Raw genomic sequence first — 14,369 nt, 5'->3', positions numbered from 1 at the left:
ACTTTTCTTCAGGTATAAAAAAACGCCCTCGAAAGGGCGCTTTTGGCAAATCAATGCAGCTTATAGACCAGCATCGGCAAAGACTTTGCTGACAATTTCCTGCGCTTCTTGCTCGATAAGGGCTAGATGCTCCTTACCTTTAAAGCTTTCGCAGTAAATCTTGTAAATATCTTCGGTACCAGACGGACGAGCAGCAAACCAACCGTTTTCAGTTGTCACTTTCAGGCCGCCGATTGCCGCACCGTTACCTGGCGCATGAGTCAGACGGGCGGTGATTACATCACCAGCTAATGTCTCGGCAGCGACCATTTCTGGAGATAGCTTGCTGAGTATCGCTTTTTGCTCACCGTTAGCAACTGCCTGCAAGCGATTGTATTGCGAAGCGCCATGCTTAGCAGCCAGCTCCTCGTAATACTGCTGCGGGTTCTTGCCTGTAACTGCCGTAATTTCAGCGGCCAACAGACATAGCAGGATGCCGTCTTTGTCGGTAGACCATGGCGTACCGTCCATGCGCAGGAATGATGCACCTGCACTTTCCTCACCGCCGAAGCCTAGCTTGCCTGAATACAAACCATCGACGAACCATTTGAAGCCAACAGGCACTTCGCACAGTTCACGGCCCAAATCAGCCACAACGCGGTCAATCAGTGCGCTGGATACCAGCGTTTTTCCTACGGCAACGTCCTGCCCCCAGTCTGGGCGATGACGGTAGAGATAGTCGATACATACCGCAAGGAAGTGATTCGGATTCATCAGACCGGCCGGTGTCACAATACCGTGGCGGTCATAGTCTGGGTCGTTACCGAACGCCAGATCATAGCTGTCTTTGTGAGCCAGCAAGCCAGCCATCGCGTAAGGCGACGAACAGTCCATACGAACCACACCGTCTTTGTCCAGCGACATAAAACGGAAAGACGGGTCAATAGACTCATCGACCAACGTCAGATCCAGCCCGTAGTGGCTCGCTATTTGGCGCCAGTACTCGATACCCGATCCACCGAGCGGATCGACACCCAGCTTCAGGTTTGCTTTCTGAATCGCAGCCATATCGATAACATTCACTAAATCATCGACATACGGTGCAACTAGCTCTTTATCAACCACTGATTCGCTGGCAAATGCTTGCTGAACCGACACACGCTTAACGTCCACCATACCATTGGCGATAATTTCGTTGGCGCGTTTTTCGATAGCGGTTGTCAACTCACCCTCAGCAGGGCCACCATGGACGGGGTTGTACTTAATACCACCATCTTGAGGCGGGTTATGAGACGGAGTGATAACAATACCATCGGCCTTATCGGCATTGGCTTTGTTATGGCACAGAATAGCATGGGAAACACCCGGGGTCGGGGTATAGCCACGTCCTTCCTGAATTACAACTTTCACATTGTTCGCCACCAGCACTTCAAGGGTTGAAGTGAATGCCGGCTCAGACAAAGCGTGGGTATCTTTGCCAAGAAACAGCGGGCCTGTTACACCATTTGCAGCACGCACTTCAGCTACCGCCTGGGCAATTGCCCAGATATGGTGCTGGTTGAACGTACCTTTATCAGCCGTACCACGATGACCAGAAGTACCAAAGGCGACTTGCTGCTGTGGTTCAGAAACACTCGGCTCGATCAGAAAATAGTTTGCCACTAACGCTGGGATGTTGTGCATATCTTCTTGCTGGGCACGTTGCCCGGCACGAGGATGGATTGCCATTAACTTATCCTTGTAAAAAAAGGCCTAAAGCCAGTTAAATTTCACCGCAAACTTTATCGACGATATCCGCACCGAAGTTCATTTTGCCCATCAACTGCTCAACCATCTGACGTTTGCGATCAGTATTCGTATTCGTAATTACCCAAAATGGCGTTTCGGGGATTGCTTTCGGCTTGGTCGTTTTACCACTCGCCAAGAGTATCTCTTCGCTCTCGGCAAAATACACACGTGTACGACCTTTGATTGCCGCAGCTTCTGTAAAGCCTTTCGGATCGATACGATAAAGCGAGGACAGGATCATCATGAAGCGGCCGATGGCTTTTTCTTGGACGGCGAATTCATCTGAAATCAACAACGATCGCATCTCTTTCACACGATCCATTTTCGCTACGTTACCCGCGTCTTTACTCACCACGATACCTTTTGGACGAACTGGCATAACAACCTCAGGTTGCTGTGCTGTCTGATCAGGTACCATTAGCAGGCGGCGCAAAATGTCGGATGCACTCTCGCCAATATGCTGTGTTTGGCTGGCGATATAACGATATAGCTCTTCGTCTACCTCAATACTCTTCATCGTAGTGTTCATTATCGTTCCGTTTGAAAATCACGGTGAGATTATAACGTGATCCGAGGTTATACTCTACGATAAAGCGTTATCAACAAGAGAAAATAGTCAGTGAATCTTCATTACCAAGTGGACGGACAAGGTGAGGCTATCATTTTGATCCACGGCCTTTTTGGCAGTGCCGACAATCTGGGGTTGCTCGCCAGAGCCTTGAAAGAAAAATACAAAGTGATCAGTATTGATCTTCGTAACCACGGCAAATCCCCCCATTCAGAGACATTCACCTACCGGGAAATGGCAACCGACGTCCTCGCGGTCATCGATCAATGTGATATTGAGCACTTCTCGCTCATTGGCCATTCAATGGGCGGAAAAGTTGCCATGGCAATGACTGAGTTGGCCGCACCTCGACTTAATCATCTGATCGTGCTGGATATGGCACCAGTGCACTACCATGTACACCGCCACCAAAATGTGTTTACCGGCCTTCAAGAAGTATCAAAACACACTGTCAACAAACGCAGTGAAGCCGAAACTTACCTGGCTAAGCATATCCTTGAGCCGGGGGTCAGACAGTTTTTGCTCAAGTCATATGCCAAGACAGACAATGGTTACAATTGGCGCTTTAATGTCGATGGCCTAATTGCCAACTATGAGACCATCATGGGCTGGCAAGATGTTCCCGAGTTCACAGGCAAAACCCTGTTCGTCAAAGGCCAGGATTCTGAGTATATTCTGCCTGAGCACAGAGAATCCATCGCGAAGCAATTCCCTTTGGCCAAGGCCCATATGGTTGCAAAAACCGGCCACTGGCTGCATGCCGAAAAACCAGACACAGTAAATCGTATTATTCTGAATTTCTTACAATCGATTTAGTGGATAGGCCGATGAAAAATCAACGGTCCCGATACCGTTAACAGGCGCCTATTGTCTGTGTTATAGTGCGCGCCTAGCTCGGCTTCGACTGCTGCAGGGAGACAGAGATGTTATATGAGCACATGGATCTGCTTGAATCGATTGGGCTGGACTTACTGTTTGCCGCGATTTTTTTCTTTATTGGCATGGCCATAAAAGATGTTCTGAAGCAGGGCAATGTGCCACCATTTGGACGCAAGATTGTCTGGCTGGTCCTGTTTTTGGGATGCGCCGGTTTTGTAACCAAGGGCCTTATCCAGCTCAGTTGGGAAGGTGCAGGCCTCGGCTAATATTGGGCACCTGACATCAGCGGGCCGAGCACGAAAAGCCGAATCATGACATCGGTTAAGCTCAAATTAAGAGCAAATGATGTTCAGTGAACAGTTTCGAGCTATGACAGTGATGAAATTCATAGCTCCAACTGCTGATCATTGGAATTCAGGGCCAATGCCCTGATAAGATTTATGTATATCGTTATCATCAGCGATAACGGTCAACAACTAATATACGGGTAATCTCTACTATGGCGAGTGTAGGACTCTTCTTTGGTAGCGACACTGGTAACACAGAAGCTGTCGCTAAAATGATCCAAAAACAACTAGGCAAAAAGCTGGTTGAAGTAAAAGATATCGCTAAAAGCAGCAAAGAAGATATCGATAATTTTGATCTGCTTCTTTTGGGTATCCCTACCTGGTACTACGGCGAAGCACAATGTGACTGGGATGATTTCTTTCCTGAACTGGAGAGTATCGACTTCTCGACCAAGCTTGTTGCTATTTTCGGCTGTGGTGACCAAGAAGATTATGCTGAATACTTCTGTGATGCGATGGGTACGATTCGTGAAATCGTAGAAGGACGTGGTGCAACAATCGTCGGCCACTTCTCGACTGAAGGTTTCGAATTTGAAGCATCAAAAGCACTTGTTGACGACAACCATTTTGTCGGCCTATGCGTTGATGAAGATCGCCAGCCGGAACTGACCGGCGAGCGCGTAGAAAAGTGGGTCAACCAAATCTACGACGAGATGTGTCTGGCCGAACTGGCTGACTAATACTCTCCGTCATCGAAAACGCGCCTCAAGGCGCGTTTTTTTGAATTATAGAACATCCGTCTGAACTGAGAGACGGCCTCTCCCCGCACATTATTTACGTTGACTGCGAATTCCGAAAAGTATTTTTCTCCTGACATTATTGCATGCCTATCTCCCGCCCCGTATTGAGTACGATTAGCATTTTTATTCCATCATCTTAACTTCAAACTAATTTTACCCGATGGTAGCCACCGGAAATATGAAAAATCAGGATCCCCGCGCCCCAGAACAGGGGCCCATGATCAAGGCAAACGTCACAATACCCGACTAAGAAAACGGTTTCACTGCCCGCCATCCCTGTTGACTGGTACAATGAGTGCGATGTACATTTTCTCAACAACTCTGCAAAGTAAAGAAAAGTTACATATCAGGTAGATTCATCGCTTTTTAAGGTTTATTGTTACCTTGTCGTCACTTATAATGAATAGATATGAGAAAGACTACCGCATCATGTTGTTGCGGCTAGCCAATAGGAAACTCGGATGTCAGATAATAATCACGCGCTTAAACAAGCAGGCTTAAAAGTTACGCTTCCGCGTCTTAAGATTCTGGAAGTACTACAACAGCCTGACTGTCAACACATTAGTGCTGAAGACTTGTATAAGAAACTAATCGATATTGGTGAAGAGATTGGCCTGGCAACGGTTTACCGCGTACTGAACCAATTTGATGATGCTGGTATCGTAACCCGTCACCACTTTGAGGGTGGCAAGTCAGTTTTTGAACTGGCAACTCAGCACCATCACGATCACTTGGTTTGCCTTGATTGTGGAAAAGTCATTGAGTTTTCAGATGAAGTGATAGAGCAGCGCCAGAAAGAGATCGCAGCCAGTTTCAATGTTCGTCTGACAAACCATAGCCTATACCTCTATGGACACTGCAAAGAAGGTGACTGCAGTGAAAACCCAGATCTGCATGATCGTAAATAATAAAAAACGTTAAGCCTTCACGTTTAACAAATTCTCGCTTAGTCTCTCGACACTAAGCAAAAAAACCAGCCGATTGGCTGGTTTTTTGTTGACGATATAAACCAACCGAGGCTGGCTTTCGGCATTAGTCGCCGATTTTCGCCCAAGTATCACGAAGCCCAACCGTACGATTGAAGACCAAGCTGTCTGTCGTAGAGTCTTTGCTGTCCGCACAGAAATAGCCCATGCGCTCAAACTGGAATGCCTTCTCAGCTTCCGCTTCAACCAAAGACGGCTCAACAACACCCTGCATGGTAGTCAGTGACTCTGGGTTGATTACCGATACAAAGTCATCTGCCGCACCAGGATTAGGAACCGTGAACAGACGATCGTACAGGCGAATTTCTGCAGGAATACCCACCTGAGCAGATACCCAGTGGATTACACCTTTCACCTTACGGCCGTCAGCCGGGTTCTGGCCCAGCGTCTCGTTATCGTAAGAACAGAAGATAGTTGTAATATTTCCTTCTTCGTCTTTCTCGATACGTTCAGCCTTAATGACATACGCGCCGCGCAGACGTACTTCTTTGCCCAGTACCAGGCGCTTGTACTTCTTGTTGGCTTCTTCGCGGAAATCTTCACGCTCGATGAACAATTCACGAGTAAAAGGTACTTCTCGTGTACCCATCTCAGGCTTGTTCGGGTGATTAGCCACATTCAAGATTTCAGCTTCACCGTCAAAGTTCTCAATAACAACTTTGACTGGATCCAATACAGCCATCGCACGTGGTGCATTTTCATTTAGATCGTCACGAATACAGGATTCCAGCGAGCTCATTTCGATGGTGTTGTCTTGCTTGGTAACACCAATACGCTTACAGAACTCGCGGATAGAAGCAGACGTGAAACCACGACGGCGTAGCCCTGAAATAGTCGGCATACGAGGGTCATTCCAACCAGAAACCAGATTCTCAGTAACCAGTTGGTTCAGCTTACGCTTCGACATAACTGTGTATTCAAGGTTTAGGCGACTAAACTCGTACTGATGCGGTTGGCAGTCAATCGTGATGTTCTCCAGTACCCAGTCATACAGACGGCGGTTGTCCATAAACTCCAGAGTACAGATCGAGTGAGTAATGCCTTCTAGCGCATCAGAAATACAGTGCGTAAAGTCATACATTGGGTAGATACACCACTTGTCACCTGTCTGGTGGTGAGTGGCGAAACGCACACGATAGATAACTGGATCACGCATAACCATAAATGGTGACGCCATGTCGATCTTAGCACGAAGGCACATCTTGCCCTCTTCCACTTCGCCGTTCTTCATCTTATCGAACAGCGCGAGGTTCTCTTCAACGCTACGATCACGGTACGGGCTGTGTTTTCCGGGCTCGGTCAGCGTGCCACGGTACTCACGCATTTGCTCTGGACTTAGCTCATCAACATACGCTAAGCCTTTAGTAATTAATTCAATAGCAAACCCGTATAGATTGTCGAAGTAGTTTGATGAGTAGCAAATCTCACCGCTCCACTCGAAGCCCAACCAGTTAACATCATTCTTAATAGACTCAACGTATTCGATGTCTTCTTTCTCAGGGTTTGTATCGTCGAAACGTAAGTTACATTGACCCTGATAGTCCTGAGCAATACCGAAGTTCAAACAAATTGATTTAGCATGACCGATATGCAGATAGCCATTCGGCTCCGGCGGGAATCGGGTATGTACGCTTGTATGTTTGCCACTTGCTAAATCCGCATCAATAATTTGGCGGATAAAGTTAGTTGGACGAGCTTCAGATTCACTCATCAATTACACCTCGTGTGCTTACAGGATTTTGGAACTCTCTATGATCCATAAATATGGTGCACGACTCAACAAATAGTATGCATTGTTTGTCGATATGTATAAAAAAACCCCGCTATCGCAGGGCAATATAAGCATACGGCACCCAAATGGAGCACCAACAACAACATTCCACTCAGGAAACCGGGCAAAGCCAAGCAAAACAATGTAAATATAGCTCGAGCCAAAACGGTTAATTCAATACCGGTAACTGACCACACCCGTAATTATTCGACCTAGAGAATGAAACCGGCCTCGCATTAGAGGCCGGTTGTGTTGCTAATATCTAGAACCTAAAGATTAGGTTATTAAGGCAGTTTTACAGAAGAGAGGTCTTCTGATACTGGGATTTTTTTCATTTCGCCAGCCACAATTTCAGCTAGTGGACCAAGAATAACCTGTAGGTTGTTTGAGCCAAGCTTAACGACACCCATTGCACCAAGAGCTTTCAGCGTCTTCTCATTAGCCAGGCTGCTGTCTTTTAGAGTAAGACGAAGGCGCGTGATACATGCATCGATATTTTCAAGGTTGCCATGACCGCCAAGCGCTTTCAGGTACTGTTTAGCTAATTCGCCAGTTTCTGCGGAACCAACAGCTACCGAACCTTCCTCTTCATCGTCATCTTCACGACCTGGTGTTTTCAGGTTGAACTTGATGATAACTGTACGGAAGATGGCATAGTAAAGACCGAAGAATACCAGGCCTTGTACAATCAGCATGTACCAGTTAACAGCAAGAGGGTTACGAGTCGATAGAACCATATCGACAAGGCCAGCTGAGAAACCAAAACCCGCAATCCACTGCATTGACGCTGCAATGTATACAGACAGGCCAGCAAGCGCTGCGTGAACAACATATAGCGCAGGCGCAAGGAACATAAAGGCAAATTCAAGCGGCTCGGTAACACCTGTAAAGAATGATGCGAAACCGGCAGCAATCATGATTGATGCGACTTTTTCTTTGTTCTTGGCTTTAGAGGTATGGTACATCGCAAGCGCAGCACCTGGCAGACCAAACATCATGATAGGGAAGAAACCAGCCTGGTACATACCGGTAACGCCTGGAGTTGCAACACCTTCAGCAATTGACTTCGCGCCACCAAGGAAGTTGGGAATATCGTTGATACCGGCAACATCGAACCAAAATACTGAGTTCAGTGCGTGGTGTAGGCCAACAGGAATGAGTAGACGGTTGAAGAATGCGTAAATACCAGCACCCACTTCACCCATGCCCTGAATACCTTCGCCGAAGTTCACAAGACCACCGTAAACGGCAGGCCAGATGTACATCAGTATGAAAGCAATAAAGATACCAGCGAAAGACGTCAGGATAGGAACCAGACGCTTACCCGAGAAGAATGCCAGGGCTTTGTGAAGTTCTACAGCAGAGAAGCGATTATAGATTTCAGCAGATACGATACCAACGAGGATACCGACAAATTGGTTATTAATCTTCGCGAACGCTGCAGGTACTGCGCTTGGGTCAATACCTTGAATTTGTGCGACAGCCCCAGGAGACAGCAGCGTTGTAACAACTAAAAAGCCAACAAAACCTGAAAGTGCTGCTGCACCATCTTTGTCTTTAGACATACCATACGCAACACCAATTGCGAACAGTACAGACATGTTATCGATAATAGCGGCACCAGCCTTGATTAGGAAGGCTGCCAGTGCACTGTTTGCACCCCAACCGTTCGGATCAATCCAGTAACCAATACCCATTAATATTGCTGCGGCAGGTAGAGTGGCAACAGGTACCATCAATGCCTTGCCTACTTTCTGAAAATATCCAAGAATATTCACCCTTAGTTCCCCCTATGGTTTTCTTAGATGCGAGCCAGATAACTTTTTTTAGTTACCCGATTAAGTCATTTGCAGTGTAAGAGATTAATTTCGCCCCGCAAATTAAAACCTCATCAATTGTGATCTTTATCACCTGATTTGCTAACAATAGAGCGATTTTGCTAGCCCGATCATAAAACTTATTTTATTATCCAAAACAAAGGCCATATGCCGTTAAGATTTAATCGTATTATCTACTAGGAATGAGGTATCACTGTGAGACTAATCCCGCTGAATAAAGCTAAAGATGTAGGTTTGTGGTCCGCTCGCTATATTGCTGATTCTATTAACAAATTTCAGCCTACAGCCGACCGTCCTTTTGTGTTAGGTTTACCAACAGGTGGCACTCCGCTAGCAACATACAAACGTTTGATCGAGCTTTATGAAGCTGGAGAAGTAAGTTTCAAACATGTTGTCACCTTCAACATGGATGAGTATATCGGTATCTCTGCGGATCACCCAGAGTCATACCGTAGCTTCATGTACAACAATCTCTTTCAATACATTGATATTCAAGAAGAAAATATCAATCTTTTAAACGGTAACACTGACGATCACGATGCTGAATGCCAGCGTTATGAGGACAAGATCAAATCTTACGGCAAGATTAACCTATTCATGGGCGGCGTAGGCAATGATGGACACATTGCTTTCAACGAACCGGCTTCTTCGCTGGCATCACGTACCCGCATCAAAACACTGACGGAAGACACACGTATTGCCAACTCCCGTTTCTTTGACGGTGATATGAGCCAAGTGCCGAAGTACGCACTAACAATTGGTGTCGGAACGTTGCTGGATTCGAAAGAAATCATGATTCTGGTCACCGGCCATAACAAAGCACAGGCACTACAAGCCGCTGTTGAAGGCTCAGTCAACCATTTGTGGACAGTCTCCGCTCTTCAGCTACACCCTAAATCACTGATTGTTTGTGACGAGCCTTCAACGCAAGAGCTGAAGGTCAAAACAGTTAAGTACTTCCAGGAACTGGAAGCTAAAAACATTAAAAACCTTTAACAAGGAGTTGTTCATGTACGCGCTTACCAATTGCCGTATTTTTACCGGTAGCGATGTGCTGAGTAACCACGCCGTCATTATCGACGGCGTGAACATTCACGCTGTTTGCCCTGCTGCCGAATTACCACAAGGTATTGAAACTATTGATCTGAATGGAGCCAACCTGACTCCAGGCTTCATCGATCTGCAACTTAACGGTTGCGGTGGGGTGATGCTCAATAATGAAATCAATGCCGATACCATCCACATCATGCACCGCGCCAACCTAAAGTCAGGTTGTACAAGTTTCTTGCCGACGCTTATTACGTCGTCGGACGAAGATATAAAGACAGTGATTGCCGCGGCTCGCGAATATCACGCTAAATATCAGAATCACTCGCTAGGCCTGCACCTGGAAGGTCCGTATCTGAACGTAATGAAAAAAGGGATTCACAGCGTTGATCATATCCGTCGCTCAGACGATGCTATGATCCAGACAATCTGTGACAATGCCGATATAGTGGCCAAAGTGACATTGGCACCGGAGCGGAACTCGCATGAGCACATCAAACAACTGGCCGATGCGGGTATCGTGGTTTCAGCCGGGCACACCAATGCAACTTACGTCGAGGCACGCAAAGGTTTCCAGGCAGGAATCAGTTTCGCCACCCACTTGTTCAATGCAATGACTCCAATTGCAGGCCGAGAGCCAGGCATGGTTGGTGCAATCTACGATACTCCCGAGGTCTATACCGGCGTTATTGCCGACGGCTTCCACGTCGATTATGCCAATATTCGCATGGCTCACAGGATGAAAGGCGATAAACTTGTTTTGGTCACCGATGCAACTGCACCTGCAGGAGCTGACATTGATCACTTTATTTTTGTCGGTAAGAAAGTATATTATCGTGATGGCAAGTGTGTTGATGAAAATGGCACACTTGGTGGTTCGGCGCTAACAATGATTGAAGCAGTTCAAAACAGTGTCGAACATGCAGGTATCGCCCTGGACGAAGCGATCCGTATGGCTACTCTTTATCCGGCACGCGCAATTGGTGCAGAAAAGACACTGGGTGCCATCAAAAAAGACATGGTTGCGAACCTGGCTATTTTTGATCGTGAGTACAAAGTTCGGGCGACTGTTGTTAACGGTGAATACGAGCAGAACTAAATATGACAGGCGGACAAATTGGTAATGTAGATCTGGTAAAACAGCTTAACAGTGCAGCTGTTTACAGACTCATAGACTTGCAAGGCCCTATATCACGTATCCAGGTTGCAGACGTAAGTCAGCTTGCTCCTGCAAGCGTTACTAAAATCACCCGCCAATTGCTTGAGCGCGGCCTAATTAAAGAGGTCGCGCAACAAGCTTCCACCGGTGGTCGACGTGCCATATCGCTGACAACAGAGTCAGCCCCTTTTCATTCGATTGCGATCCGCCTCGGACGTAACTACATCGAGTTAACCATTTATGATTTAAGCGGCAAGCACATTGCCAGCGCAGCACATCAGTTTAACTACGCGACCCAACAAGAGCTTACTGATGGTCTACTTGGCCATATCCGTCAGTTCATTGCAGACAACCAGAATGTTATGCGTGAGCTGGTTGCCTTCGGTATCACCCTGCCAGGTCTGATAGATCCGGAAAACGGCATTATCGAATATATGCCGCATATTGAAATTGATAACTTCCCACTCTCGGAGATCATCAGCGAAAAGTTTGGAGTTTCCTGCTTTGTCGGTAACGATATCCGCGGCCTGGCACTGGCCGAGCACTATTTTGGAGCCAGTCAGGATTGCAAAGACTCGATTCTGGTCAGTGTCCACCATGGTACTGGTGCCGGGATCATCGTGAACGGTCAGGTATTTCTTGGCTTTAACCGCAACGTCGGCGAAATTGGCCATATCCAGATCGATCCACTGGGGGATAAATGCCAATGCGGTAACTTCGGTTGCCTAGAAACGGTTGCTGCCGATCCTGCAATCATCAAACAGGTACAGACGCTATTGGCTCAGGGTTACCAAAGTAGCTTGCAGGAACTGGAAGAAGTCACCATGCCAGCCATCTGCGAAGCGGCCAATAAAGGTGACGAACTGGCCAGCCAGGCTCTGATCAAAGTCGGTAACCAGTTAGGCAAGGCACTGGCAATGACCATTAACTTATTCAACCCGCAAAAAATAGTGATTGCCGGCAATATCATCCAAGCAAAGGATGTCATTTTCCCAGCCATTCGCCGCTGCATTGAAACTCAGTCATTGTCTACGTTCCATAAAGATCTTCCGATTGTTGAATCAGAGCTATACAGCCAACCGACTATTGGCGCTTTCTCAATGATCAAGCGCGCCATGCTAAATGGTGTACTCCTCCAGCGTATGCTTGAAGATTAAGATCTAACGCAAAGCGAAGAACGACAAGCGTCGCTTGTTTATTCGCCACTCGAATATAGGGGCATGTACCGGACAGGTACATGCCCCTTGTGTTATATTGCGCACAAAAATTAAGACCCCATAATGCATCAATCATCGTTAGTCTATTGGTTATATAGATAGCCCCACTGGGATCACAACAAGAAAGGATCGTTAGTCTCAACATGGAACTCATTTTTATTATTGCCGCCTTCCTGGCTGGCTTTATCGCCTTAAGGTGCAAGCTTCCACCACTGGTGGGCTTTCTTGTTGCGGGCTTTGCCCTTAATAGTGCCGGTTACCAATCAACAGAAACCCTTAATGTACTCGCCGATCTCGGGGTGACTCTACTGCTATTCTCGATTGGCCTTAAGCTCGATGTGAAAACCCTGCTCACCAAAGAGATCTGGGGAGGGGCAACGCTACATAACCTGCTATCAACGGGTCTATTCACCCTTGCCCTGCTAGCCCTGAAACAACTTGGCCTAGGTATGCTCAGCGAGCTCGATATCATGCAGCTCGGCCTTCTTGCCTTCGCCCTCTCATTTTCAAGCACTGTTTTTGCGATCAAGGCACTACAGGAAAAAGGCGAACTCAATGCAACCTACGGTACGCTGGCGATAGGTATACTGGTCATGCAAGATATCTTTGCGGTTATCTTCCTGACGGTCTCCACCGGAAAAATTCCAGAGATCACTGCGCTGGTCTTGTTTGCCCTGCCCCTACTTCGACCGTCGCTGTTTAAAATTCTCGATAAAGCGGGCCACGGGGAAATGCTGGTCTTATACGGGATCTTTCTTGCGTTAGTCGCCGGCGCTGGGCTATTTGAGGCTGTCGGGATGAAAGCCGATCTTGGTGCGCTAATTCTGGGCATGATGCTGGCCGCCCACCCCAAAGCCTCTGAATTATCAAAATCTCTGTTCAACTTAAAAGAGCTATTGCTGGTCTGCTTCTTTCTCAATATTGGCCTGTCCGAGGAACCGACCCTCGACGGCTTCCTGATGGCAATATTGTTACTGCTACTGTTGCCGATAAAAGGAATTCTCTACTACATAATCTTTAACCTATTCCGTTATCGGGTCCGGACTTCGCTACTCGGCACCCTCACCTTGTTCAACTACAGTGAGTTTGGGCTGATTGTTGGCGGGCTTGCTTACAGTATGGGGATACTACCGGGAAACTTTCTGGTTGCTATCGCCATTGCCGTATCACTTTCTTTCCTTATCGCAGCACCCTTGAATAACATCGGCCACCGACTATACAAAGATGCTTCAAAATGGCTGAAGGAGTTTGAGCCAGATGAACTTAATTCGAGCGATAAATTGATTGATCTCGGTAACAAGAAAATCATGATTCTGGGTATGGGCCGTATTGGCTCAGGTGCCTACGATGAATTAGTGGAACGCTACGGCGAACAGGTCATCGGAGTTGAAACTCGCGAAGAATCAGTTCAAGTCCACCAGGCTGCTGGCCGCAATGTAATTCACGGCGACGCCACTGACTCAGATTTCTGGGCCCGTGCCATCTCCCGCCATAGCACCGAGTTAATTTTGCTGGCCATGCCGCATAGCCAGGCTAACAGTTTTGCCCTAGAACAAATTCGCGAACGTAATTATGAAGGGAAAATTGCCGCTATCGCCAAATATAATGAAGATGAAGCACTTCTCAATGAGCTGGGAGTCGATGCGGCATTCAATATCTACAACGAGGCAGGAAGCGGTTTTGCCCGTCATGTTTGCGAACACCTGTCGCCTGACATAAAACCTCTATAGCCACTTTCACTTCATCAATATTTAAACGGCAGCCTCGGCTGCCGTTTACTTTTCCGATTAAAAAACCGGCCAGCATTGAAATATATTCAGAAAAAACCAATTAAACCGAATAACATTCACCGACAAGCCTTTTCTTCAATTGAATTGAGATTAATAGTTGCATTTCATTACTGAATACGCAATTTTAACAATTAAGAACGGGAGGCGTTAGCAGCAAGGAGTAAGAATTGAATGCCTAGACTAGGAACTAGGCACTCAATTCTTACTCCCCCTCCCAAACAATTATGGATAGCTACAAGCAATTTGAAGTTGGAGTCAAA

General features: G+C 47.0%; 12 protein-coding genes. 8 read left to right on the top strand and 4 right to left on the bottom strand.

Translation table 11 applies throughout. The features are described from left to right. Positions 1–60: 60 nt before the first annotated feature. Positions 61–1,707 carry a phosphoglucomutase (alpha-D-glucose-1,6-bisphosphate-dependent) gene (gene pgm, locus EDI28_RS11430; protein ID WP_128784007.1) on the bottom strand — a complete coding sequence of 549 codons (1,647 nt, stop codon included), beginning with the start codon at positions 1,705–1,707 and terminating at the stop codon, positions 61–63. Between the two features lie 34 nt (positions 1,708–1,741). Further along, complete coding sequence (gene seqA, locus EDI28_RS11425; protein ID WP_128784330.1) at positions 1,742–2,284, bottom strand: replication initiation negative regulator SeqA; 543 nt, start codon at positions 2,282–2,284, stop codon at positions 1,742–1,744. Between the two features lie 102 nt (positions 2,285–2,386). On the opposite strand from seqA, the gene EDI28_RS11420 reads away from it, so the two are divergent. The 4 genes from EDI28_RS11420 (at position 2,387) to fcrX (ending at position 5,209) form a co-directional block, all read left to right on the top strand. Next, positions 2,387–3,151 (top strand): alpha/beta fold hydrolase, encoded by a 765-nt coding sequence (locus EDI28_RS11420; RefSeq protein ID WP_128784006.1) that lies wholly within the window; start codon positions 2,387–2,389, stop codon positions 3,149–3,151. 107 nt (positions 3,152–3,258) lie between these two features. Next, positions 3,259–3,480: a DUF2788 domain-containing protein gene (locus EDI28_RS11415; protein ID WP_128784005.1), complete on the top strand. Its 222-nt coding sequence runs from the start codon at positions 3,259–3,261 to the stop codon at positions 3,478–3,480. A gap of 233 nt (positions 3,481–3,713) precedes the next feature. Further along, a complete protein-coding gene (gene fldA / locus EDI28_RS11410; protein ID WP_128784004.1) occupies positions 3,714–4,241 on the top strand; it encodes a flavodoxin FldA in 528 nt (175 codons plus the stop codon). A 521-nt stretch (positions 4,242–4,762) separates the two neighbouring features. Continuing rightward, on the top strand, positions 4,763–5,209 hold the full coding sequence (gene fcrX / locus EDI28_RS11405) for a ferric iron uptake transcriptional regulator FcrX (RefSeq protein WP_128784003.1): 447 nt from the start codon (positions 4,763–4,765) through the stop codon (positions 5,207–5,209). Between the two features lie 124 nt (positions 5,210–5,333). Here fcrX and glnS read toward each other — a convergent pair whose 3' ends face one another. Both glnS and nagE read right to left on the bottom strand, forming a co-directional pair. Next, positions 5,334–6,998 carry a glutamine--tRNA ligase gene (gene glnS / locus EDI28_RS11400; protein ID WP_128784002.1) on the bottom strand — a complete coding sequence of 555 codons (1,665 nt, stop codon included), beginning with the start codon at positions 6,996–6,998 and terminating at the stop codon, positions 5,334–5,336. Between the two features lie 344 nt (positions 6,999–7,342). After that, on the bottom strand, positions 7,343–8,836 hold the full coding sequence (nagE, locus tag EDI28_RS11395) for an N-acetylglucosamine-specific PTS transporter subunit IIBC (protein WP_128784001.1): 1,494 nt from the start codon (positions 8,834–8,836) through the stop codon (positions 7,343–7,345). A 255-nt stretch (positions 8,837–9,091) separates the two neighbouring features. Here nagE and nagB point away from each other — a divergent pair, with 255 nt between their 5' ends. The 4 genes from nagB to EDI28_RS11375 all read left to right on the top strand — a co-directional run bounded on the left by nagB (position 9,092) and on the right by EDI28_RS11375 (position 14,049). Continuing rightward, positions 9,092–9,892: a glucosamine-6-phosphate deaminase gene (nagB, locus tag EDI28_RS11390; RefSeq protein WP_128784000.1), complete on the top strand. Its 801-nt coding sequence runs from the start codon at positions 9,092–9,094 to the stop codon at positions 9,890–9,892. Positions 9,893–9,905: 13 nt separating this feature from the next. After that, the gene (nagA, locus tag EDI28_RS11385; protein ID WP_128783999.1) at positions 9,906–11,042 is read left to right on the top strand and encodes an N-acetylglucosamine-6-phosphate deacetylase; all 1,137 of its coding nucleotides are present in this window, start codon (positions 9,906–9,908) and stop codon (positions 11,040–11,042) included. A gap of 2 nt (positions 11,043–11,044) precedes the next feature. Next, the gene (gene nagC, locus EDI28_RS11380) at positions 11,045–12,259 is read left to right on the top strand and encodes a DNA-binding transcriptional regulator NagC (protein ID WP_128783998.1); all 1,215 of its coding nucleotides are present in this window, start codon (positions 11,045–11,047) and stop codon (positions 12,257–12,259) included. A gap of 203 nt (positions 12,260–12,462) precedes the next feature. Next, positions 12,463–14,049 (top strand): cation:proton antiporter domain-containing protein, encoded by a 1,587-nt coding sequence (locus tag EDI28_RS11375; RefSeq protein WP_128783997.1) that lies wholly within the window; start codon positions 12,463–12,465, stop codon positions 14,047–14,049. The last annotated feature ends 320 nt before the right edge of the window (positions 14,050–14,369 follow it).

The organism is Photobacterium chitinilyticum, assembly GCF_004104355.1.
In the GTDB taxonomy this organism is placed as follows: domain Bacteria; phylum Pseudomonadota; class Gammaproteobacteria; order Enterobacterales; family Vibrionaceae; genus Photobacterium; species Photobacterium chitinilyticum.
The sequence above is the reverse complement of the archived record's forward strand: the minus strand, read 5'-3'. Positions and strand labels throughout refer to the sequence as shown.

Bases quoted from the DNA above. Each gene is read 5' to 3' on its own strand.
- pgm (WP_128784007.1), bottom strand. From the start codon at position 1,707: ATGGCAATCCATCCTCGTGCCGGGCAACGTGCCCAGCAAGAAGATATG.
- seqA (WP_128784330.1), bottom strand. From the start codon at position 2,284: ATGAAGAGTATTGAGGTAGACGAAGAGCTATATCGTTATATCGCCAGC.
- EDI28_RS11415 (WP_128784005.1), top strand. From the start codon at position 3,259: ATGTTATATGAGCACATGGATCTGCTTGAATCGATTGGGCTGGACTTA.
- fldA (WP_128784004.1), top strand. From the start codon at position 3,714: ATGGCGAGTGTAGGACTCTTCTTTGGTAGCGACACTGGTAACACAGAA.
- fcrX (WP_128784003.1), top strand. From the start codon at position 4,763: ATGTCAGATAATAATCACGCGCTTAAACAAGCAGGCTTAAAAGTTACG.
- glnS (WP_128784002.1), bottom strand. From the start codon at position 6,998: ATGAGTGAATCTGAAGCTCGTCCAACTAACTTTATCCGCCAAATTATT.
- nagA (WP_128783999.1), top strand. From the start codon at position 9,906: ATGTACGCGCTTACCAATTGCCGTATTTTTACCGGTAGCGATGTGCTG.
- nagC (WP_128783998.1), top strand. From the start codon at position 11,045: ATGACAGGCGGACAAATTGGTAATGTAGATCTGGTAAAACAGCTTAAC.
- EDI28_RS11375 (WP_128783997.1), top strand. From the start codon at position 12,463: ATGGAACTCATTTTTATTATTGCCGCCTTCCTGGCTGGCTTTATCGCC.